General features: G+C 52.2%; 14 protein-coding genes and 1 tRNA gene. 3 read left to right on the forward strand and 12 right to left on the reverse strand.

The annotated features are described in order from the left end of the window. Positions 1-23: 23 nt before the first annotated feature. A complete protein-coding gene (locus BLX24_RS02000; RefSeq protein ID WP_071501782.1) occupies positions 24-2678 on the reverse strand; it encodes a TonB-dependent receptor in 2655 nt (884 codons plus the stop codon). Between the two features lie 148 nt (positions 2679-2826). After that, positions 2827-3579, reverse strand: coding sequence for an SOS response-associated peptidase (locus tag BLX24_RS02005; protein ID WP_071501394.1), 753 nt, complete (start codon positions 3577-3579; stop codon positions 2827-2829). A 114-nt stretch (positions 3580-3693) separates the two neighbouring features. On the opposite strand from BLX24_RS02005, the gene BLX24_RS02010 reads away from it, so the two are divergent. After that, a complete protein-coding gene (locus BLX24_RS02010) occupies positions 3694-5640 on the forward strand; it encodes a TlpA family protein disulfide reductase (protein ID WP_083421752.1) in 1947 nt (648 codons plus the stop codon). A gap of 56 nt (positions 5641-5696) precedes the next feature. Here the strand turns inward: BLX24_RS02010 and BLX24_RS02015 are convergent, their stop codons facing one another. The 5 genes from BLX24_RS02015 to BLX24_RS02035 form a co-directional block, all read right to left on the reverse strand. Next, on the reverse strand, positions 5697-6560 hold the full coding sequence (locus BLX24_RS02015) for a sigma-70 family RNA polymerase sigma factor (protein WP_019986912.1): 864 nt from the start codon (positions 6558-6560) through the stop codon (positions 5697-5699). 75 nt (positions 6561-6635) lie between these two features. Then, positions 6636-8762 (reverse strand): polyribonucleotide nucleotidyltransferase, encoded by a 2127-nt coding sequence (gene pnp / locus BLX24_RS02020; protein ID WP_071501396.1) that lies wholly within the window; start codon positions 8760-8762, stop codon positions 6636-6638. 181 nt (positions 8763-8943) lie between these two features. Next, complete coding sequence (gene rpsO / locus BLX24_RS02025) at positions 8944-9219, reverse strand: 30S ribosomal protein S15 (RefSeq protein ID WP_071501397.1); 276 nt, start codon at positions 9217-9219, stop codon at positions 8944-8946. 115 nt (positions 9220-9334) lie between these two features. Then, positions 9335-10822 (reverse strand): LptF/LptG family permease, encoded by a 1488-nt coding sequence (locus tag BLX24_RS02030; RefSeq protein ID WP_071501398.1) that lies wholly within the window; start codon positions 10820-10822, stop codon positions 9335-9337. An 87-nt stretch (positions 10823-10909) separates the two neighbouring features. Then, positions 10910-11302 carry an START-like domain-containing protein gene (locus BLX24_RS02035; RefSeq protein WP_071501399.1) on the reverse strand — a complete coding sequence of 131 codons (393 nt, stop codon included), beginning with the start codon at positions 11300-11302 and terminating at the stop codon, positions 10910-10912. 196 nt (positions 11303-11498) lie between these two features. Between BLX24_RS02035 and BLX24_RS02040 the strand changes: the two genes are divergently transcribed. Continuing rightward, positions 11499-11572 (forward strand) — tRNA-Met (locus BLX24_RS02040). Positions 11573-12167: 595 nt separating this feature from the next. Further along, complete coding sequence (locus tag BLX24_RS02045) at positions 12168-12548, forward strand: VOC family protein (protein ID WP_071501400.1); 381 nt, start codon at positions 12168-12170, stop codon at positions 12546-12548. 91 nt (positions 12549-12639) lie between these two features. Here the strand turns inward: BLX24_RS02045 and BLX24_RS02050 are convergent, their stop codons facing one another. The 5 genes from BLX24_RS02050 to BLX24_RS02070 form a co-directional block, all read right to left on the reverse strand. Further along, complete coding sequence (locus tag BLX24_RS02050; protein WP_071501401.1) at positions 12640-13455, reverse strand: sugar phosphate isomerase/epimerase family protein; 816 nt, start codon at positions 13453-13455, stop codon at positions 12640-12642. 57 nt (positions 13456-13512) lie between these two features. Beyond that, positions 13513-14349 carry a phytanoyl-CoA dioxygenase family protein gene (locus BLX24_RS02055; protein WP_071501402.1) on the reverse strand — a complete coding sequence of 279 codons (837 nt, stop codon included), beginning with the start codon at positions 14347-14349 and terminating at the stop codon, positions 13513-13515. Between the two features lie 330 nt (positions 14350-14679). After that, complete coding sequence (locus BLX24_RS02060) at positions 14680-17148, reverse strand: hypothetical protein (RefSeq protein ID WP_071501403.1); 2469 nt, start codon at positions 17146-17148, stop codon at positions 14680-14682. A 37-nt stretch (positions 17149-17185) separates the two neighbouring features. Beyond that, complete coding sequence (locus BLX24_RS02065; protein WP_071501404.1) at positions 17186-18868, reverse strand: RagB/SusD family nutrient uptake outer membrane protein; 1683 nt, start codon at positions 18866-18868, stop codon at positions 17186-17188. 38 nt (positions 18869-18906) lie between these two features. After that, complete coding sequence (locus tag BLX24_RS02070; RefSeq protein WP_229201675.1) at positions 18907-21894, reverse strand: SusC/RagA family TonB-linked outer membrane protein; 2988 nt, start codon at positions 21892-21894, stop codon at positions 18907-18909. Positions 21895-21990: the final 96 nt, after the last annotated feature.

A 21990-nucleotide genomic window follows, 5' to 3' on the forward strand; every position in this document is an offset into this window, starting at 1 on the left:
GGCTTTTTTGTTAAGCAGCAGGCTTATCGGTTTCTCGGCCGGCCACCGCCCTGACCACCGGTTGTACCCTGGCCTTGTTGAGGCGTGCCTCCGTTATCTCCGCCACCGTCGCCTTTGACGTCGTCGTTGTTAACGGATTTTTTCTTGCGACCACCGAAGCCCTGGCCATCCATGCTCATTTTTCCGAAGCGGTAGCTAAAGTTTACCCGCACACCGGCGTTGTAGAAACTGGTCAGACTCGACTGGGTAAAGGTTGCTGAAGCTAACTCAGTACGGACCTTAAATGGATGGTTGAAAAAGTTTTCACCTGATATACCGATACTACCCCGTTTGCTGGCAAATTCTTTTTTCACTCCAAGACTATAGAACGCAAAGCTCCCCTGCGTACCCTGAAGCTGAACCTGCCGGCCTCTGGCAAAACCGAATCCCTGAATACCCCAGCCGTTTTTAAGGGTAACATTAGTAAAAATCCGCCCTGAAATAACAAAGCCGGAATTGCTCGATTTAAGCGATGGATTCGGACTGTTATTTGTCAGGAAGGTATAATAAGCATCAAACCCGCCACCGATCTGCCACTTCGACAAGATGGTTGCATTTCCAAACAGGTTAAGACCATACGACTCCTGCTGACCAATGTTATAGTAAGTTGTCCGGATGACCTGTTGCAGTACCGGATTTACCACATCACCGGTTCTGATCGTGTCGGTCGTCCGGACACTTTCAATGGAGTTGCCGGTAAACCGTGCAAACAAGGAACCGTTCAGGTAAACGCTTTTAATGTACGTACTGGTGCTGAATTCAAAATTGTCCGTGAGCTCAGGCCGTAGGTTTGGGTTCCCCTGGGTAATGTTCGTTGGGTTCGACGCATTCACGTTCGGGTTCAGGAACTGAATACCCGGACGTTGGAGCCGTCGGTTATACGCCAGCTTAATGGTCTTACCACCTTTGAGGGCTTTTGAAATGTTAATGCTTGGCACCAGGTTCCCATAATCAGGTACACTCACTGCCGGTTGGCTGGTTGAGGTCCGCGACGTAAAGTCGGCATTAATGAATGTGTATTCATATCGGGCTCCCGCCTTAATGGTGTATTTGCTCTTTGTTGAATAAGTGTAAGAGAGGTACGTAGCTGCGACGTTCTGATCGTAGTTTAACGTGTTTGCCGGACGCACATCACTGTTGATCGGATTGAAGGCACCGCTCGCACCGGATGCTGAATAGTACTTAAAGTCGCTGTTTACCTGCCGGAAAATCCCTTTTCCGCCAAATTCAAGCATTTGGTTTTCTTTAACCGGCGTCTGATAATCGGCCTGAACCGTTGTCTCCTGATTATAGCTCAGGTTCTCATTCTTCTCCCGGCTTGTAATTGTCTCCATGTCTACATTATTTAAAATGTTGGCAATGAAGTTGTTGGTCCGGTTGTTGCGGCTATATTGGGTCAGAATACTGAACTCCTGCTGTGGTTTACTGAATGTCTTGGTAAAGTCAACGTTCACATCGACCGTACCCGAGTAATCCTGCACATTTACGTCACGAATACCCAGCGTGCCGGTGGCGCCGCCTGGTAAGAAGGTACGCGTGGTCAGCTTATCCTGAAATGAGTTGTTGTTTCGTAAGCCATAGCGTACGCTCGCCGTGATCGCTGTATTTTTGTTCAGGTCATAATCCCAGCCTAGCTGATACTGGCCAAACATCCCGTTGCTCCGTGTATCGGCCGATTGGACAGTCCGTGAGGTTGACCCACTGCTGTTCCGGACAGTCTGATCATTCTGGTAGGAACCGACTACATTATAGTTTGCCCGGCCGAAGCCACTGAGTGAGAAGCCCATCTTACCGGTACGCAGGTTACCATTCAGACCAAGGTTTGCCCCACGGTTGCCGACACCGGCATCGGTGTTGAGGGTGAATCCCTGCAATGTGTTTTTCTTCGTGACAATATTGATGATGCCGGCAGAACCCTCGGCGTCATATTTCGCCGACGGGCTCGTGATCACTTCTACCGACTTAATCATATCGGCCGGAATTTGCTTGAGCGCATCGGCAACACTGCTCGCCACAATGGTCGAAGGTTTGTTATTGATCAATACCCGCACGTTGGAACTCCCCCGCAGGCTGACGTTACCGTCAAGATCGACCGAGAGCATCGGGACTTTCCGCATCACATCGGTGGCATCGCCCCCTTTACTGGTAATGTCCTTGTCGGCGTTATAGACCAGCCGGTCCACTTTTTCTTCGACCAGAGCGGCCTGCCCGGTAACGGTAACCTCATTGAGGGTACGCACTTCCGGAGAAACCAGAATTTTTCCCAGGTTTATGTCTTGCCGCCGTCCGTCAATAGTCACGGATGGGATAGCCTTATTTTTATAGCCGACGAATGAGACCAGGACGCGGAACGTACCCGTCGGAACTTTGCTCATGGTAAACTGTCCTTTCTCGTCGCAGACCGTTCCGTCAATCGGCCGGTTCGTAGCCGGATCGATCAGGGCAATACTGGCAAATTCAACGGGTTTGTTGGTTGTTGAATCAATAACGATTCCGGAGATTTTTGCATTGCCTTTCGGAGCGTTGTCAGATGCCGTACCAGGGATAACCGGTACGGGCTGGCTTTGTCCGCCGAGAGGAATCTGGGCAAATGCCGTGGTGGCAGAACTGAGTAGTAAAAAAAGTAATGTGTTTTTCATGACGACCATAGGCCAGCTGCTTGCAATAACTATATGTGTGTTCTATACCTATACTTTATAAACGTGGTTACGGGTTGTTAGTTAGAAAATAAGCGCGTATAATCGACAAACTGCCGGATTCTCCCGGCGAATGGTCGGTATGATTCGTTTACTCGTGAAAGAGTTCCGCTTTACCGGCAAGCTCCGGGTAAGACGAAGGGGCCATGATCTCAGCTACATCCGTCGGCTCACTGCGGGATGTGATCCGTTTGCTGATGCTATGGCTGTGCATTTTTGAGACCGGATACTGACGGGCTAACAGGGTAAGACAGTCTGCTTCGGACAGGTTTCCGTGGAGCCAGCTCTCTTCTTCATCCGGAGTGAGCAGACAGGGCATCCGTTCTTTTGAATTATGAATAGCAGCCATGAGCGGATTGGCCGCTGTTGTCAGCATGCTGTACGTATTGACAACTTCACCGGTCTCCGGATCAGCCCACTCGTCCCAGATTCCGGCAAAGGAGAAGATGGGTTGCTCTTTGGAGTGGATATAAAACGGGAATTTCTTCTTACCGATGGTATGCCATTCGTAAAAACCGGTTGCGGGGATCAGGCAACGTCTGCCAGCCTGGATGGCGCCCCGGAATGATGGCTTTTCGAAGATACTTTCCGATCGGGCATTGATGGTTTTTGCCCGGATAGCATCCGCATCGGTACGGCTCTTGACCCATTTCGGGATCATCCCCCAGTGAAAAAACTGAATCAGATCCGGTTGCTGCCTGGTAATGACGGGACTGGGAGTAAACTGATAGGCATTGATATGGTAACGCGGCAGGTCATCCTTTTTTTCAGGCTGCCTTATTTTTGCCTTGTATTTTTCTTCCAGTTGAGCGGCCTGCACGGCAAGGGCATAATGATAACACATGTTCAGTCGGATTAGCTTGGGTAGTCGGAAAAGTTTGAGTAGTTTGTCACGTAAACTGTCGGAGCAGTTCCTGCTGATTAGATAACAACAGACAGTGGTCGTTAAGTTACGTCAATGAGGCCATTTAATAAGTTACGGGTAAAACAGTGGATGACGGGGATTGTCCCGGGCGTTTTGATGAGCATGCCTGTACAGGCTCAGTTTCTGTTTTCGCCTGAAAAACCGGTTGCCGGTCAACCCGTTTCCATTACCTATACGCCCAAAGGGACCGTACTCGAAAAGGAAGAGGCAATAACTGCGTCGTTTCTGCGCTATGGCCTGCCAGCGTATATGTATGCCAGCCGGACAAAATTGATCCCAATGGTCCGGCAAGGCGAAGTCTTTGTCGGGGAAATACCGGCGAGCCACGGTCGGGATAGTGTATTGACTACCGGTATGGTGCTGGCTTTCAGAGGGAAGCAGAATCAAGCCGCCGTTGACCACAACCGTAACCGGCTCTATACGGTACCGGTCCATGATCCGGTCAGCGGCAGCCCGGTCCGGCATGCTGTCGGCGGACTGGCTACGGTGCATACCCGGACCAGCTTTTTGTACGATCTGGGGGCCAAGGCCGATCCCGTATATACCATTGCCTTGTATGAGCAGGAAATGGATTGTCATCCGGATACCCGTCCGGTATATTGGGCTGATCAGCTGACGGCAATCCTCAAACAAAAAAAGCCGGGATTTGCCTTGCGGGTGAAAACGGGGATTGAAGCCTATCTGTCAGCACGTCCGGGCGGCGGGTCAGTCGAGGAACTGACGAAAGCGTGTCAGCTCTACGAACAACTGGGTGTGGCGGCCGATCTCAAACGATGTAAAGACCGGTTGCTGGCGGCTGATACAAAAGGTATTCCGGCGCAGGTGCAGCGGCTGGAAGCGTTGCAGCGGACAGCAACGCTGGCTGATAAGCAACAACAGTATCTGGCTTTTGAGAAAGACTTTCCCGCATCAACGATGCTCCGGCGCGCTGCCGATGCGGTTATCGACGGCTTCCGCGTGGCCCGTGACGGCAAGGCCATTGCCGAATTCATAGGTCAACGCCCGAAGTTATTCACCGATCCGGCCGAACTGGATGATCTGGCGAATCAGGTCAAAGCCTATCCGAATGGCTTACCACCGGCGGAGTGGCTGGCCAAACAGGCTGCCCAACTGGCAAAGACGCAACCTAAACCGGCCCGTTTTACCGGCGACTGGGAGGCTAACCGGCAAATGCTTTACCGGCAATGCATGACAACGTATGCCGTGATCGTTACCGATCAGCAGCGTTTTGACGAGGGCTATCTGCTTGGTAAAGAAGCTATTGATGTAGAAAATCCCTTTCAGACTGATCCGGTAGCGAATGAGGTGCTGGTGCGTTGTGCGTTGAAAACGGGCCGGCCGGATGAGGCCCGTCAGATAGGGGAGTCGGCGGTGCAGTCAGGCACGGGGACGCCGTTTATTAAAACGACCTTACGCGATTTTTATGTACAGGCACAAAAATCCGATACCGGATTTGCAGCGTACTGGACAGAACTGGAGGCACCCTTTAAGAAAAAGCAGCGTGACCTCTTGCGCAATACACTGATCAATGTGCCGGCCCCGGCGTTCTCCGTTCGGGATGCGAAAGGGAATGTGTTTTCGCTGGCGAGCCTGAAAGGGAAGATTGTGGTCGTTGATTTCTGGGCGACCTGGTGTGGTCCGTGTGTCGCCTTATTCCCGGCCATGAACCGGGCACAGGCTGCGCAGAAGGGGAACCCGAATGTGAAATTTCTGTTCGTAAACAGTCGGGAGGGTAATGCCGATGTGGGTACGATGGCGCGGAAAGCGCAGGCCTTCATGCAGAATAAATCCTATAATTTTACAGTGCCGCTGGATCCGGGCAACCGCATGTCTTCCGCGTTCGGCGTGCAGGGAATTCCAATGAAGTTTATCATAGACCAGCAGGGGAATATCCGCTACCGGTCACTGGGCTATGAAGGAAATCCGACAAAAGTAGTAGATGAGATTTCTGCGATTATTGAGGCGCTGAGTGTGGAGTAAAAATAAAAGAGCCCTCAACCGGAAAGTTGAGGGCTCTTTTATTTTTACCAGGGATATTAGCCCAGATACGTTTTCAGCGCTTTGGAGCGGGACGTATGACGCAGGCGGCGGATGGCTTTCTCCTTAATCTGACGAACGCGTTCGCGGGTCAGGTTAAATTTCTCGCCAATCTCTTCCAGTGTCATCGCATGCTCGCCGTTCAGACCGAAGTACAACGTAATCACATCGGCTTCACGCTGCGTCAGCGTCGACAGGGCCCGCTGTACTTCCTTACGCAGTGAGTCATTGATCAGGCCGGAGTCCGGCTTATCTTCACCATCGTTTTCGAGTACATCGAGCAGGCTGTTTTCTTCACCCTGCACAAACGGGGCATCCATTGATACGTGACGACCTGAGATTTTCAGGGTATCAACGACTTCGGCCGGGGTAATGTCCAGCACAGCAGCCAGTTCTTCCGGTGATGGCTCACGTTCAAATTTCTGCTCCAGATCAGAGAAGGTCTTTGAGATTTTGTTCAGCGAGCCTACACGGTTAAGCGGCAGACGAACAATACGGGACTGCTCAGCCAGTGCCTGAAGAATCGACTGACGAATCCACCAAACGGCGTACGAAATAAATTTAAAACCACGGGTTTCATCAAAACGCTGTGCTGCCTTGATCAGACCAAGGTTACCCTCATTGATCAAATCACCCAGTGACAAACCCTGGTTTTGATATTGTTTAGCTACCGAGACAACGAAGCGAAGGTTGGCTTTCGTTAACCGCTCAAGTGACAGTTGGTCTCCCTCACGGATTTTCTGTGCCAGAATCACCTCCTCGTCAGGAGTGAGCAGATCCACTTTACCAATTTCCTGTAAGTACTTGTCTAGCGACTGGCTCTCACGGTTGGTAATCTGCTTTGATATTTTTAGCTGCCTCATGGTACGAGAATTCGGGTGTTATGGGTAGATAACGTTAAATTTAGACGTTTGATTACACGAAAAAGTAACAAATCCCTATGGATTTTTGTTCGCCGGCTTCGGTAAGAGGACCTTACGAGATAAGCGGTATTTACCTGTCTTTTTATCAATGTCAATCAACTTAACCCGTACTTCTTCTCCAACTTCCAGCACCCCTTCCATCGCCTCCAGACGCTCCCACTTAATCTCGGAAATGTGCAATAAACCGTCTTTATTCGGCAGGAACTCAACAAACGCTCCGAACGGCATAATTGTTTTTACTTTACCGTCGTAGATTTCACCGATTTCCGGAATGGCAACAATACCTTTTACGCGGGAGATCGCCTTGTCCATACCTTCCTTGTTGGTGGCGAAGATACTTACATAACCGGCGTTGTCTTTCTCCTCAATAACAATCGTCGTACCTGATTCTTTCTGAATTTCCTGTACCACTTTACCGCCTGGCCCGATAACGGCACCAATCTGGCTCTGTTCAATCTTGATCACATGGGCCCGTGGTGCATGTGGCTTCAGATCATCACGTACTTCACTGATGGCCTTCTTCATTTCGCCCAGAATGTGAAGACGACCGGCACGCGCCTGTTCCAGCGCCTGCTCCAGTACTTCGTACGACAAGCCGTTTACCTTCATGTCCATCTGACAGGCGGTAATGCCTTGTTCGGTTCCGGTTACTTTGAAGTCCATATCGCCAAGATGATCTTCGTCACCCAGGATGTCCGACAGAACGGCGTATTTTTCCGAGTCGGTAATCAGACCCATCGCAATACCGGCTACCGGTGCTTTAATCTTCACCCCCGCATCCATCAGGGCCATCGTACCGGCACAAACTGTCGCCATTGACGACGACCCGTTTGATTCGAGGATGTCGGAAACGATACGGATAGTGTACGGGTTATCTGCGTCAGGCGGTAATACCTTTTTCAACGCACGGTGTGCCAGGTTCCCGTGACCTACTTCGCGACGGCCGGGCCCGCGGTTAGGCTTCACCTCACCGGTTGAGAAACCAGGGAAGTTATAGTGCAGCAGGAATTTGGAATATCCCTGGAACATAGCCTGATCCACAATCTGCTCGTCCATTTTCGTACCCAGCGTAACAGTTGTCAGAGACTGCGTTTCGCCACGGGTAAACAGGGATGAGCCATGCGCACGTGGCAGAACATCGGCTTCGCAGACAATCGGGCGAATCTGATCCAGTACGCGGCCATCCAGACGATAGCGCTCGTCGAGCACTAACCGGCGTGAGGCTTCCCAAACCAGATCATTGAAATATGTTTTGACCAGTGTTTTATTTACGTCAGCATCTTCCGCAAACGTCTCCAGGTATTCGTTCAGAATAGCTTTGAAGGCATCGCTGCGCAGCTTTTTAACCGTCTGTTTCTGACGGGCTGCCTCATAAATCTTATCGTAGCAATAAGCACGAACTGCCACCCGCAACTCTTCGTCGTGGGTTTCGTGGCTGTAGGTACGCTTTTCGGTTTTACCGACTTTCGCTTCCAGTTCTTTCTGGGCCTGGCACTGTAGCTTGATTACCTCGTGGGCGACTTTCAGGGCTTCCAGTACTTCGGCTTCAGAACACTCGTTCATTTCGCCTTCCACCATACAGATATCCTGCTCCGTGGCACCAACAATCAGATCGAGTGATGCACGCTCAAGTTCTGAAATTAACGGGTTGATCTTGTATTCGCCGTCGATTTTGGCCACGCGAACTTCAGAGATCGGGCCGTTGAACGGAATGTCTGACACTGCCAGGGCCGCAGATGCTGCCAGGGCCGCCAGCGCATCCGGTAAAACCTGTGGGTCTGCCGAGATCAGGGTAATCATAACCTGCGTATCGGCATGATAATCCTCAGGGAAGATCGGGCGCAGGGCACGGTCGACCAGACGGCTGATCAGCACTTCATGATCAGACAGTTTCCCTTCGCGACGCTGAAAGCTCCCCGGAATCCGGCCTGCTGACGCAAATTTCTCCTGATAATCAACCGATAATGGCAAAAAGTCAACGCCCTCTTTAGCTTCTTTGCTGGATACTACGGTGGCTAGCAACATAGTATCGCCCAGACGGACAACAACGGCACCATCAGCCTGACGGGCTAATTTGCCGGTTTCGATGGTAATCTCACGTCCGTCGGGAAGAGGAACAGACTGGGTGGTGATTTGAAACATATTCGTAGAAAACGCGCTACAACAGCTTTAAAACCTCTAAAATGACTTCTCCGGCCGCTTTACCGCTTAAAAATTATTAAATGGAATTACTTAAGTTCAGGCTTCCGGAAAGGAATACCTACTCATAACAAAGCAAAAAATCAGGGAATCTACCATTGGCAAATTCCCTGATTGTGTATACTTACTTCCGGATGCCCAGTTGAGCAATAATCGCCCGGTAGCGAGTAATGTCTTTTTTTGCGAGGTAATCGAGCAGATGGCGACGCTTACCTACCAGTTTAAGCAGCCCTTGACGAGTACCGTAATCATGCTTGTGCACTTTCAGGTGCTCTGTCAGGTGAGCAATCCGGTATGTAAACAGCGCGATCTGAGATTCCGCCGAACCAGTGTCTTCCGGACTTTTCTTGAAACCCTGGTTAGCAAAAATTTCCTGCTTTTTGTCGTTCGTTAAATACATCGTCAGACAGCGTTTAGTTTACTGAAAAAATTTAGAAAACGCAAAGGTACGTAAAATTTAATTAAAATGATACAATAACCCCGTTTTTATTGACGGCTAGTGCATCCGGAGCCGGTCAGGCCATTTGTGTTTTCCGGCGCATGCGCCATTCCGTAACCCGCTTCCGGAACCGATCCCAGGCGATGATATAAACATCCTTATCAAAGATGCGTGAATCGTGACGGGCCTGCCGCATGAAATAAAGCCCTACCGGCAGCAGGAGCGCATTCGGTAACCAGGCCCCGATGGGTACCCAGACCACGCCGTCCTTCGCCAGCTTATCGCCGTTGATTGTCAGTACATACAGCAGAACGAAGAAGACGATGGAGACCAGTACCGGTAAACCAAAGCCGCCCTTTTTGATGATGGCTCCCAGCGGCGCACCGATCAGAAACAGGACAAAGCAGGAAAGGGCCTGGGTAAATTTATGGTGACTTTCGAGTTCGTATTTATAGACCGCTTTTTGTTTCTCGGTCAGATAGGTAATGTTAGACGAGGCATAGCTCAGCACACTCTGCGCCTGGTTGAGGGCGGCCTGTGCCAGGTCAAACGGTACCGCGCGGTTTTTCGCCAGCAGCGAATCCACCCATTTCCCGCCTTTCAGCGGTTCTTTACCCGGCATCACCGCTGAGTTTGGCTTAAACTGGTAGTTGTAATACTGTTTGGAGGTGGTTGACACGCTGAGGCTGGTACTTTTCAGGTCTTTTTTCAGCGAATCGGTGGTATGTGTCAGTTCGCCGAGGTTTTTCATAAACTCGTGGTATTCGAACTGCTGTTCGTCGGTACGTTTCAGCCCGAAGGATTCAAGCCCGATGATCAGTTTGTAGTGATTAAACCCGTTTCGGATAAACTGAGTGGGTTTTGTTCCGGTGTTGATATACGCCGGACTACGGCCATCCGCATATTCCTGGTAGTCGTTGCCGTGGTATAGTTCAAAAACGAGATAGGAGTTATCCTGAGCCGTGTACATCTTACCCGAATCGGCCAGGATCACCTCGCGGTTGCCCGTTTCCATGCCCGACGTCGAGTGTTTGTAAATAACCAGCCCTTTGAGCGAGACGCCGTCCTTGGCTTTTTTATCGACCTTAATGCTGTAGCCCGGCAGGTCATTGTAAAAAATACCTTCCTTCAGGTTCAGGGTTGCTTTGGCCGTACGGATGTCGTACAGCAAACTGTAGCCTTTAAGGTTGGCCCAGGGCGAGACATAGTTGTTGAACCAGAATGAAAAAAAACTGATCAGCACGGCTACGATCAGCAGCGGGCGCATGGCGCGGGTCAGGGAAATACCCGCGCTTTTCATGGCTGTCAGCTCAAAAAACTCGCCCAGGTTGCCATAGGTCATCAGCGACGACAGCAGGGTGGCCAACGGGAGCGCAGTAGGAATGGTTAGTAGTGAGAAGAAAAATAACAGGCGGCCAAACGTGGCCAGTGTAATATCCTTAGAAACAAAGTCGTCAATATAAAACATCAGGAGCCGTGTGAGGAAAATAAAGATGACCACACACAGGGTCAGGACAAACGGCCCCCAAAACGAGGTTAAAATCAGTTTATCAATTCGTTTCATGCGTAAATGTATAATGGATAGTGTACAGTGTAACGAGCGGAATGCTTAAAAAACGTTAACAAAGACAGTATGCATTATTCACATCGGTTAGCTTCCGACAATTTCCTTTAGTTTATCCAGTAAACCATCCCAGAGGTCCTTGAGTTCTTCTTCGTCCAGATTCGTCGAATAATCTGTAATACGCAGGAATGTCGACTGGGTTAACTCGCTCTGATCGATCCGGAAGTCGACGTAGTTATTGTCGTGCCCCGACTCACTGGTCTCCAGAAACTCAAACCGGACGCTTTTATTCTGGCGCAATGAAACCTGTTTGGCGATATGGCTTTCGTTATCCCACTGAAAGTCGTATTTCTGATCAGAGAGCGTATTGACCTTAGCTGCGAACCATTGAGACAAGCCGGATGCCGTACTGATGTAAGGGAAAAGCATTTTCGGGGATGCCCGGAACTCGTATTCGGTTACAAACTTAAATTTTTCCATACCTGAAGATTTTTTTTTTACATACCAGCATGCTACAGGGCTTCCTGTCTATCTTCTTAATAACCAGTTGACAGAACCGGCTTAGGGGGCTAAACCGGCATTGGCCTATAAGCAAAGGTAAAATAATTTTAATGCGAAACTCAATGATATAGGTTGCGCGAATAAATATTTTGTGTACTTTTGCACTACGAAACAAGGCGGGGTAGCTCAGCTGGTTAGAGCGTAGGATTCATAACCCTAAGGTCGGCAGTTCGATCCTGCTCCCCGCTACTAAAGAGTCATCAACTGATGACTCTTTTTTTGTTGCCCGGTCTCCTTGACAATCAGTGTTTTATTACTGAACGAAGGGACTTTCTTCCGTCTCGCGTCATCGCCCCCTCTCCGGCAAATATAGAAAACTAGCCATTATAAAGAAGCAGTGCCCTGTTAATTAATGACGTAATCCTGATAAAAATACATGAGCGTTTTTTGGTAAGAAATGGCGGGAAATTATTTAATGGTCTGTCGGGAGAAGGCCCTTGCCGGTTAACAGGGTTAAGGCTGCCCTCTGCTGAAGTTGTACGGGTTCAGCCTTCGGGGTAATTCAGGCTTTAGCCTGGAGACGCTGATGAAAAGCGCCATTGGTTCAGCGCAAAGCAGAGCAGAAAATTATTGTAGAAAGGCCGGAGAGGTGTACATGCCTTCCTGAAGATACAAGTGTGTAGATAAACCTGAAAGGATAAGGCGTACCCTCCGGCGTTTGTCGCTCCACAAGTAGATGTTCCCCGCTGACTCGATAGAAATAGGACATTTAAATTGATTCATATGCATTTCCTGAATAAATTACCTGACAGCTTTTCAACGCAATTTGCAATCAGGACGGTATATGAAAAAAGTGACCGGAATTGGCGGTATATTCTTCAAATGTGATGACCCGCAGAAAATGAAGGAATGGTACGCTCAGCATCTGGGGTTGCCGGTCGATGAGTATGGGGCAACTTTCAGGTGGCGGGAGGCAGATGACCCGCAAAAGAAAGGCACAACGGCCTGGGGGGCGTTCAGTAAGGATACGAAGTACTTTGAGCCGTCAAAAAAAGAGTTTATGATCAATTACCGCGTTGAGCATATCGAAGAACTGGTGGCGCAACTGAGGCGGGAAGGGGTGACGATACTCGATGAAATTGCGGAATATAACTATGGGAAGTTTGTCCATATTATGGATCCTGAGGGTAATAACATTGAACTCTGGGAAGATGTGCAGTCGTAAATACATCGGGTTTCCGGTAGAGAAATACGCCGTCAGGGCACATAAGCACTTAACCAGGGAGCGGCAACGCTCCCTGGTTAAACCAGTAGCATCACACCCGGTACCGTTTTTGCAGCATCGTCATCATGTAGTGATTGATCTCCCACTGATCAACAACGGGCTGGCGGGTGTATGGCAGCAACAATAAGTAGGGGGGCGCCCCGAATTCCGGCGTAATCGTCGTGACCGTATGGCCGGCGGCGGCGCGCTGCGCAATCACTTTGTCCCAGCAAGCCAGGTGGTGTTCGACGACTTCCTGCCACTCCGGGGCTCTGGGGTCTACAATCTGCGGGCCTTCAATGTAGCCAACCCGGCTGTGGATGTGATCGGTACGGCTGATGGCCAGGGAGACCGCCTCCGGCTGATCGTCCAGATAGGTCTCGGCCGTTGTGAACCAGTGCGATATGTCGAGGGTGATCCTGAGCGAGGGGAGCTGCTCCAGGTACATACGGGTTATGTGGGCCGCAAAACTGAATTTGCCGCGGTGTGTTTCATGGATTACCGGAATGCCGGTTTCACCGGCGATACGATCTGCCAGAGCAATTAACCGGGCATTTTGCGCAAACGTGTAATAATCCTTTCCCGTCTGGGTGTTAATGAACAGGGGTTTTACGGCCGCTAACGCCCGGATTCGCCGGTCATATTCAGCATAGTGCCGGTCAAAATCCGGATGTTTGGTTTCCCAATGCTGACCAATCAGTTGCAGGTTGTGGGCTGCCAGGGCATTCAGCATCGTGTCCAGTTCCTGTGATGATGCCGGTATGCCGACTTCGACACCATGATAGCCGGCATCGGCTACCTTCCGGGCAAATACCGGCCATGGGATGTGTTCCTGCCCCCATCTGGGGCAGAAAAAAAGGAGTTTCATGCGTAGCAGGTAAAAATGGTTGATGACGTATATGTATACAGGTAGCCGGGCAATGCCTTATTTCAGGGCCAAATCATCTTCTTTTGCCAGAAAGTTAGCCTCCGCTTCGGTTAATCCGCCCGCTTCACGGGTTAATAAGGCGTCGTCCGGGACAACATCAATGGGGGTTATACAGGCCCCCGCCGAGGCAACTTCATTATAGCCCGGATTCGACTGGCGGTTGTAGCAGGAAATCAGCGACCAGCGGGCACGGTCAGACAGGTTCGCCTCAGACCGGTGCAGGATGTTGCTGTGAAAGAATAACACATCCCCGGCTTTCAGCGTCACATACACCAGCGGCATCGTTTTCAGGGCCAGATCGACGTATCGTTGCGAGGCACCGACCTGCTCACCGGCAAAACCATGCTCCACGCGTCCCATTTTGTGCGTCCCGGGAATAACCTGTAAACAACCGTTTTCGCGGTTGGCATCCGTAATAGCAAGCATGACCGACATCATCTGATCGGGAAACAGAAACTCGTTTTTATACCAGTAGCCATAATCCTGATGCCATTCCCACGCACCGCCGACACGCGGCTCCTTCTGCATGAGCTTTGAGTGAAAATGACAAACCGGGGCCGTCCCGTCGAGGAGCGCATCGACCGAATCGACCAGGCGCCGGCTGCGGGTGAGCAGGCCGTAGATGTCGTTACCGGGCTTGTACCAGAGCGACAGTTTACTGCGTTTGCCGGTACGGTCATTTACATTGATCGCGTTTCTGCTGACGGCCTGATCGTCAACGGCTACGGTATACAACCGGGCTATTTCATCAGCGGTTAAAAGACCGGGAACGATGAGGTACCCATCCTGATGGTACTGCCGGATTTGATCCGGCGTTAAAGAAAATGAGGTCATCGGTATAAGCAGATTTGGACCGTGAAAGCGATTCTTCAGCGCGGATCAGGGGAAAATGACCTGCCAGCACCCATTGCTAAAAGCGCAGGGAAGCCTGAATTTACCGTGAAAAGAAGCGTGAATTCATTTGTTAAATTGTCCACGCAACGCGTAAAATGATAAAACAGCATAATCTGCCGGTTCAGACTAAGCAAAAGCAGCATCGCCACACAAAACGGCTGAGCCTGAAGTAAGACGACAGCCTTATCCGATCAACCAGCCCGTACCGCATGACGATGCTGAGCACCAGCAGGGAGAACGGAATATTGCCTTCTGTTCTCCCTGCCGTTGCTACCGATACACCAGATCCGCCGTTGCCTGACAGGATTTATCAGACGTGAGTCGGATCCAGCGAGCCTGAAAATCAGCTGGGAACGTAAATGTGCTGGTTTGACCCCGTGCTACTGTAATGGTTTTGTATGGCATCCAGACACCGGTGCCGACAGGGTCAGCCTCAAGGGTAAATGTAACCGGCTCACTGGCGTTGTGCGATAACGCAAGGTTTCGCTGGTCGTAAAAACCAATCAGGTAGGGGTCTGATGGTTCATTGGCAGAAACGGCTGTATGCTTCCACGGACCGCCTTTACCGGTTGGCTTGCCCAGCTTCCATAAATCATCGATAACTCCCGCCCAGACGGCGGCCTTTTTGTCGTCAGACACAATAATATGTTCGTTGGTTGCCAGGTTCTCCGGTTCTAAACCCGTCATAATCAGCAGGCCCCGGTAGGAGGCATAGTCATGAATCCGGAGAGTATGCGAGGCAACGGGCCGGATTTTGGCGTATCCGTCGGCATTTTCGGCCGGCAGTTCGTAGAACGTACCGTGGCAGTTGAGCAGGTCGCGCTCCGTGGCCACCTCACGGCAAATGCGTAAGGCCGCTTGCCGGGTGAGATCCGTAAAGGCGTCATGGCCTTTCGGAAGCCGCCACCGACGGCCTTTGTCGTCAACGATCAGCACACTGGCCTCGTCGACTGTAACGGCCTGTTTCGGAATGGCAAACTTTTCGGCGATGAAAGCGGCCGTTTGCGGGTCATTCTTCCGGGTTAGCCGCATCTCTCCGTCCAGTTCATAATAGCCGGCATCGGTAACCTGACCGTTGTCGAACCGGCGGACGTTCATACCCAGTGCTTTACGGTCGTTGCCCAATCCGTACAGCGTACCGCCCAGTGCGTGCTGATCCGTAACCCGGGCAAGGCCGTTAAACATCGGATCTGTATCCGGACGCCGGTTATCGTTTCCGGCGAGGTAAAACTGAATCGTCATCACAGACGGCTTGTTGACGCGGGTCCGGATCCACTCGCCCTGTGTCGCCTGATCGAACGGAATCTGTAAGGCCTGTTGGGGAGCAACCGGCATTGATTTGAGGGGGACCCAGTTACCGGTTCCGGTTTTATCCACCTCAAATGTTATCGTCAGCGGCTCATTCCCGTGGTTTTTTACCCAGGCAGACCGGTTTTTCCAGCCGGCAAACAGGAATGGCTCTGAGGTTTCCCCGGCTTTCACGGACTCATTGAGCCAGACAGCGCCTTCGGCGGTATTCGGGCCCAGCTGATCGGGCAGTGTGAGGGGGGTAAACCAGAGGTTTGAGTTAGACTGGCCTGGGCCTTCCAGATTGCCCTTGGCCAGACGTTTGTTGAGAAACTCCTTTTGAGCCGAGTCGTCGCAGCCAAACACAATCCGGTCATTCCAGCGGGCAAAATCGCCGATAACTTTCAGGTAGGCAGATCCGGGCCGGATACCGGCCGTGTTCCGGGCGGTAAACGTGCCGGGGAAATGCCAGAAAAGACCGTGCATGGTCATGAGGTAGTCGGCCTTGCCCGTGGTACCGATGTCGCGGATGCGCGGCCATTCGGTGTTCCAGCCGTGAGCACCATCGTAGCTGTGGCTGGCTTTCGGAAGCCGGAAAAACTGCCAGCCCGCTGTTTTGTCGCGGACACCCAGCAACACCGATTTATGGTCCCAGCCGGTTGCCCAGATCGGGTCGGTTTCCGGGCGGGCATTGCCGGTAATCCCCCCCGGACCGGTCACTTCCACAAACTGGTTCCGCCGGACAACCTGCCAGCGTTTACCATCCCATTCGGCCAGTACCCCCGCCGGTACATCGAACTGTTTCAGGGCTTTGTCGCCCGGTTCGCCGTTGTTGGAGTAAACCATCACTCCCTGACCCGAGTAAAGTCCTTTGCCATGTGCTCCCGGCAGCAGAGCCGTTGGCTGGTTGCCGGTTTCATCGACGCCCTTTTTGTGTTTGGTATTCCCGTCTTCGTACAGCAGCCGGGGGGTGAGTGTAGCCACGTCGACGTCATAAAAACCTTCTTCCATGGTGCCGTAATAAATCCGGTGTTCCGGATCGGTCAGATGGCGGGCATTGCCGGTATGGCGGCCGGGCATGGCCGAATAGGGAATGGTGCGGACATTGGCACGGGCATCGATGGCATACGGGCCGATAAACAGCTGATTGCTTTCGGGATGGATCATCCGGTTCGCGGGCGTACCGCCGATGCTTTCGGTGCGGATGGTGCGGCTGAGGTCTGGTCTGATTTCATACAGCTTATCCGAAGAGCCATTGGGGAGGTGCGGGCCGTACGTAACGACCCAGAGCCGTCCGGCCCAGGGAACAACGGCACCGGTGCCGCATTCCCCCTCGTTGTTGTACATGGCCAGATGCGGATATACCCCGCTAAACGACTTTGGTGGTTTGGGCTGGGCCACCAGTGTCAGGGCTGTCAGCAGCGACAGGCCCGTTAAAACAGATCGCTTCATGGTTGTTAATATCAGAGTAATTCAGGTTGTATACAGGTTAGTAGCCGGGGTTTTGGGTCAGGTTGGGGTTAACACGGCGTTCAAGCGCCGGAACCGGCCAGAGGTATTGCCGGGTCTTGTCGAAGTTCCGCTGGGCCACGACCTTCACATCCGGGCCGAATCCCGAATAATCGGCGATCCCGTCGGCATCAAGCGGAGTGACACCCGGAAACGGCCATTTGCTGCGGTTCTGCACGGCGGGATCGGGGAGTCCGATCACGGGTCGGGTCAGTGCCTTTTCGGCTAACCGCCAGCGAATCAGGTCCATATACCGAAGGCCCTCTCTGGCGAATTCTACCCGCCGTTCCCGCCGGATGAGCTGCCGGAGTTCGGCGGCATTGGTCGTTGTCGCGGCCGGATACTGGCTGGTCTGGGAAACGGGTACGCCATACGCCCGCGCCCTGACCAGGTTAACGGCATTCAGGACGGTGGCGTCGATCTCATTCAGTTCGGTTTTCGCTTCGGCATACGTCAGCAGGATTTCGGCGTAGCGGCAGATGTAGGCATCGTTGTCTTCGCTCCGTTTATCGGCCCAGGACTGATCCACGCCTTTTTTCCAGAGAAAACCGGTAAAGCTGGCAAAAGCGGCAACCGACCGTGTATCGAGGTTAGCTACTTTTTTGTTGTCCTTCGCGCTGAAAACCGTTGTCGAATCAGGATGAGGCTGATAGGTATACCCGAGCCACTGCGTACCGAACTCAACAATGGAGGCCGTCAGGCGGGGATCGCGGTTTTTAAACGGATCTTTGGGGTTATAGAGCGGCGACTGATCGATGGTTTTGCCATCCCGGCATTCGTAGGCGTCTACCATTTCACGGGTCGGAATCTGGGCACCGTAGCCGCCGGTTATCCGCGGTAGCAGATCCCTGACGGCATCACCGGACGTAAACACTTTCTGGGCTTCGTCCCGCGGAATGCTGATGATCAGTTCATTACTGGTTTCGCCGGCTTTCAGGAACAACTGACTATAATCGCTGTGCAGGGAGTATGCCCCGGCACCGGTAAACTGCATAATGGCCTGAGCGGCTTCTTTGGCCACGGCCCAGTTGCCGGTATACAACGCCGTACGGGCTTTTATGGCCAGGGCAGCCCCTTTTGTCAGCCGTTTCACGGCCGAAGCAGGGTAGGACTGAGGCAGATTGGCAATGGCAAAATCCAGTTCGGCAAAAATAAACTGTAGTACGCCGGCCTGAGGCGAACGGGTAACGGCATAGGATTCTTCCAGCGTCAGGGGATTGGTAATCAGCGGTACGTCACCGAAATGGGTAATCAGCCGGACGTATTGATACGCACGGATCAGCCGCATTTCGGCTTCCAGCTGCTTCAGTACGGCAGCCGATGTGTTGGCCGCTGCCCGGTCTTTGTTGGCCAGAAACGAGTTGGCGCGGGCGATGGCTTTGTAACACAGCGACCAGTACGACTGAACACCGGCATCATCGGCGTTCATGGTACCGAAAGTCACGCTGTTGCCCAGTTGCCCGCGGTGCCAGTAATTGTCCGTAAACTGTTCATTGTCATTTCCCCAGAAGTCAAGCCGGTATAAATCATTGACGGCCAGTTCGAGTTCGGTCTGGTTGGCATAAAAGGTAGCTGTCGACGGTTCCGACAACGGATTCAGATCGAGCGTATGACAGGAGGTTAAGCCTGCTGCCAGCAGCAGAATGCCTGACATGTATTTCATGATGTTCCTGTGTTTAAACGGTTTAAGAGGAGCCTGTCTCAGAATTTAAGGGTAGCACCGGCCATGAGTGTGGTCACAATCGGGTACGATGAACCACCGACTTCAGGGTCCCAGTACCCCGGGAAATGGTGCACGGCCAGCACATCGTTTGCCGCTACGTAGATTCGGGTCGACTGCAAACCGGCTTTCTTCAGCAGGTTGTTTTTCAGCGTGTAGCCCAGCGTAATGTTTTTTACGCGGAAATAAGCGCCGTTGACCAGCCAGAAGTCTGACATTTCGTAATTAGCGCTCAGTGACCGCGTCGACAGCCTCGGATAACGGGCTGCGGCATTCTGTCCGGCCGTATTGGTCTTGCTCCAGAATTTACCGGCCATATCCTGCGGCACATTCCCGAAGGCTTCGGCAAACGGGCGGGCAATATCATCCGGCATCCGGCTTAGTTTCTTACCAACCCCCTGCATAACGATGCCCAGATCAAAGCCGTTATAGTCGAACCGCAAGGTGCTGCCGTACAGATAACGGGGAAGGGAACCGCCCAGCAGTACTTTGTCGTCGGGGGTAATTTTACCGTCCTTGTTCAGGTCCAGGTAGCGGACATCGCCGGCGGTAACGTTTGAGTTCAGGCGCGGGGAGTTGTTGGCATCGTCTGTGGTCTGATAGAGACCGGCAGACCGGTAGCCGAACCATTCGTTGAACTCACTACCCTTAAACGTCGATTGGCTGCCCAGTACCTGTGTTCCTTTCAGGTCGACGATGGTCGATTTGGCATCCGACAGGTTGACGGCTACCGAGTAATTGACTTTCCCGATCCGGTCCCGCCAGCTCGATTCCAGTTCCCAGCCGTTGACATCGAGAATACCCGCGTTCTGCTGCGGACGGTCATAACCCAGATAGAGCGGAATGTCGAGGGCGAGCAGGATATCGTAGGTCCGTTTGCGGTAATAATCGGCCGTCAGGTTCAGGCGGTTTTTAAAGAACGACGCATCAAAACCGGCATCCAGGGTGCGGGTCGTTTCCCAGGAAATGTTCTGCACGGCATAGTCGGCCTGAGCACCGCCGTTGAGCGGCACCACAACACCGTTCTGGTAAAACAGCGCGTTGCTGAAACTGATGGTTGCCTGATACGGGTAGTTGCCGATCCGTTCGTTCCCGACCATGCCGTATGAACCCCTGATTTTCAGGAACGAAAGCCAGTTGATACCCCGCATAAACGACTCTTCGGTGAGCGCCCACCCCGCTGATACCGACGGGAAAAGTGCCCCGCGGTACTGGCTGCTGAACCGCGACGACTGGTCGTAGCGAAGGTTGCCCTGTATGTAGTATTTGCTCTTATAGTCGTACTTGAGCCGGCCGAAGACCGATTGCAGACCCACCTCGCTGGCGCTGCCCGCATTGTCGCGTAATTCGATGGAACCGGCGTTCAGGTAGGGGAAGTTTGTCAGGGCAAACCCGCTGCGGGATGCACTCAGCGACTCCGTTTTATTGTAGATTTCTTCATAACCGGCCAGCAGATCCAGCGAGTGCGTACCACCGAATGTCCGTGCGTAATTGGCAAGCAGCTGCCCCGTCAGCATCAGGCCTTCATTCCGGCCTTCGGTGAGTGTCGTACGGGCCTGGTTACTGAAGGAACTGATGCTGCCATCGGGGTTGGTAAAGGTAATCCGCTTCGAAAACCCTTTGGTTTTGTCGAGGTCAATGGTCGGGGAGAGGAGTGCCGTCAGCGTAAGTCCGTCGACAGGCTTGACCGTAAACGACAACCGGCTCATAAACTGGTTATACGTTCCGCGGTTGGTACCGCCTTCGTTCAGCTGGGCAAGCGGATTCCGGCCGTCTTTTCCGAGGGCATACCGGCCGTCGGTATACACATCATCGTAAATCGGTGGCATTACCCGGGCCTCATAAACGGGGTTTGTAACGGGGCTCAGCGTTCCCGTCCGCTTATAGGCAACGTCCAGGTTTACCGCTAGTTTGTCATTGATCTGAAGATCGTTGTTTACCCGGAACAGGTAGCGCTCGTAGCTATAATTGGTGTAGAAAGCATCCTGTTTCGTATACCCCAATGAGGCCTTGGTCTTGATTTTACCCGTTCCCATCGTAAATACCAGATCATGCCGGACCCGCGGGGCATATGTTTTGGTCATGACCGCTTTCTGCCAGTCGGTATTGGCAAAGGGGAATTTGTCGGGCGATTCACGGTTATATTTCGCGAAATTATCGATATAGTCCTGCGCATAGGGTCCTGTAGCGGAGCCGTCGTTGGTAGCCTGCTCATTAAACAAACGCATGTATGCCGGCGCATTGACATAGGCAGGCAAAGCGGTGGCTTTCTGAACCCCATATTCCGCGTTATACTCAAAACTGCTGTTGCCTTCCTTCGCCCGTTTAGTGGTAATCAGCACGACACCGGCAGCCCCCCTTGAGCCATAAATGGCCGCCGAAGCGGCATCTTTAAGCACCGTAATGGTTTCCACATCGTTGGGATTGACATTATCGATCGAACTGACCGGTACACCATCCAGAATGATCAGCGGACTGTTGGTCCCTAAAGTCGTAATGCCCCGGATGAGGATAGACGACCCGCCTCCGGGGGCGCCGCTGCTGCGGGTGACCGATACGCCCGCGATGCTTCCCTGCAACGCTTCGGACACCTGGACCGTCTGCCGGCCGCCAATATCCTTTGACTCGATGGTCGACAGGGCACCGGTCAGGTCTTTTTTCTTTTGTGTACCATATCCGACCACCACGACTTCTTCCAGAGAGTGTTCATCGGGTTTCAGGGTAACGTTAAGAACGGTCTGACCGGTCAAGGTAATGTCAACCGGCTGATAACCTACGAATGAGTAAGCCAGCACGACCTGACCGGCGTCCGGAACACTCAGCCGGTACTGGCCGTCGGCGTCCGTAACGGTCCCGCGCTGAGTGCCTTTGACCACAATACTGACGCCCGGCAGCCCGTTTGCCGACTCATCAGTGACCTTACCGGTTATCAGCCGGTCTGCCGCAACGAGTGGCGTATACCAACTCAAAAAAACTAAGCAACAGAGTAAAAGTTTTTGTCGCATATTAGTTAGATATTTACTGTTTTTATACCGTTTCTACCAGCCTGCCGGTAGGCTTAAATA

The sequence above is a fragment of the Arsenicibacter rosenii genome (assembly GCF_001870735.1).
GTDB classification, from domain to species: domain Bacteria; phylum Bacteroidota; class Bacteroidia; order Cytophagales; family Spirosomataceae; genus Arsenicibacter; species Arsenicibacter rosenii.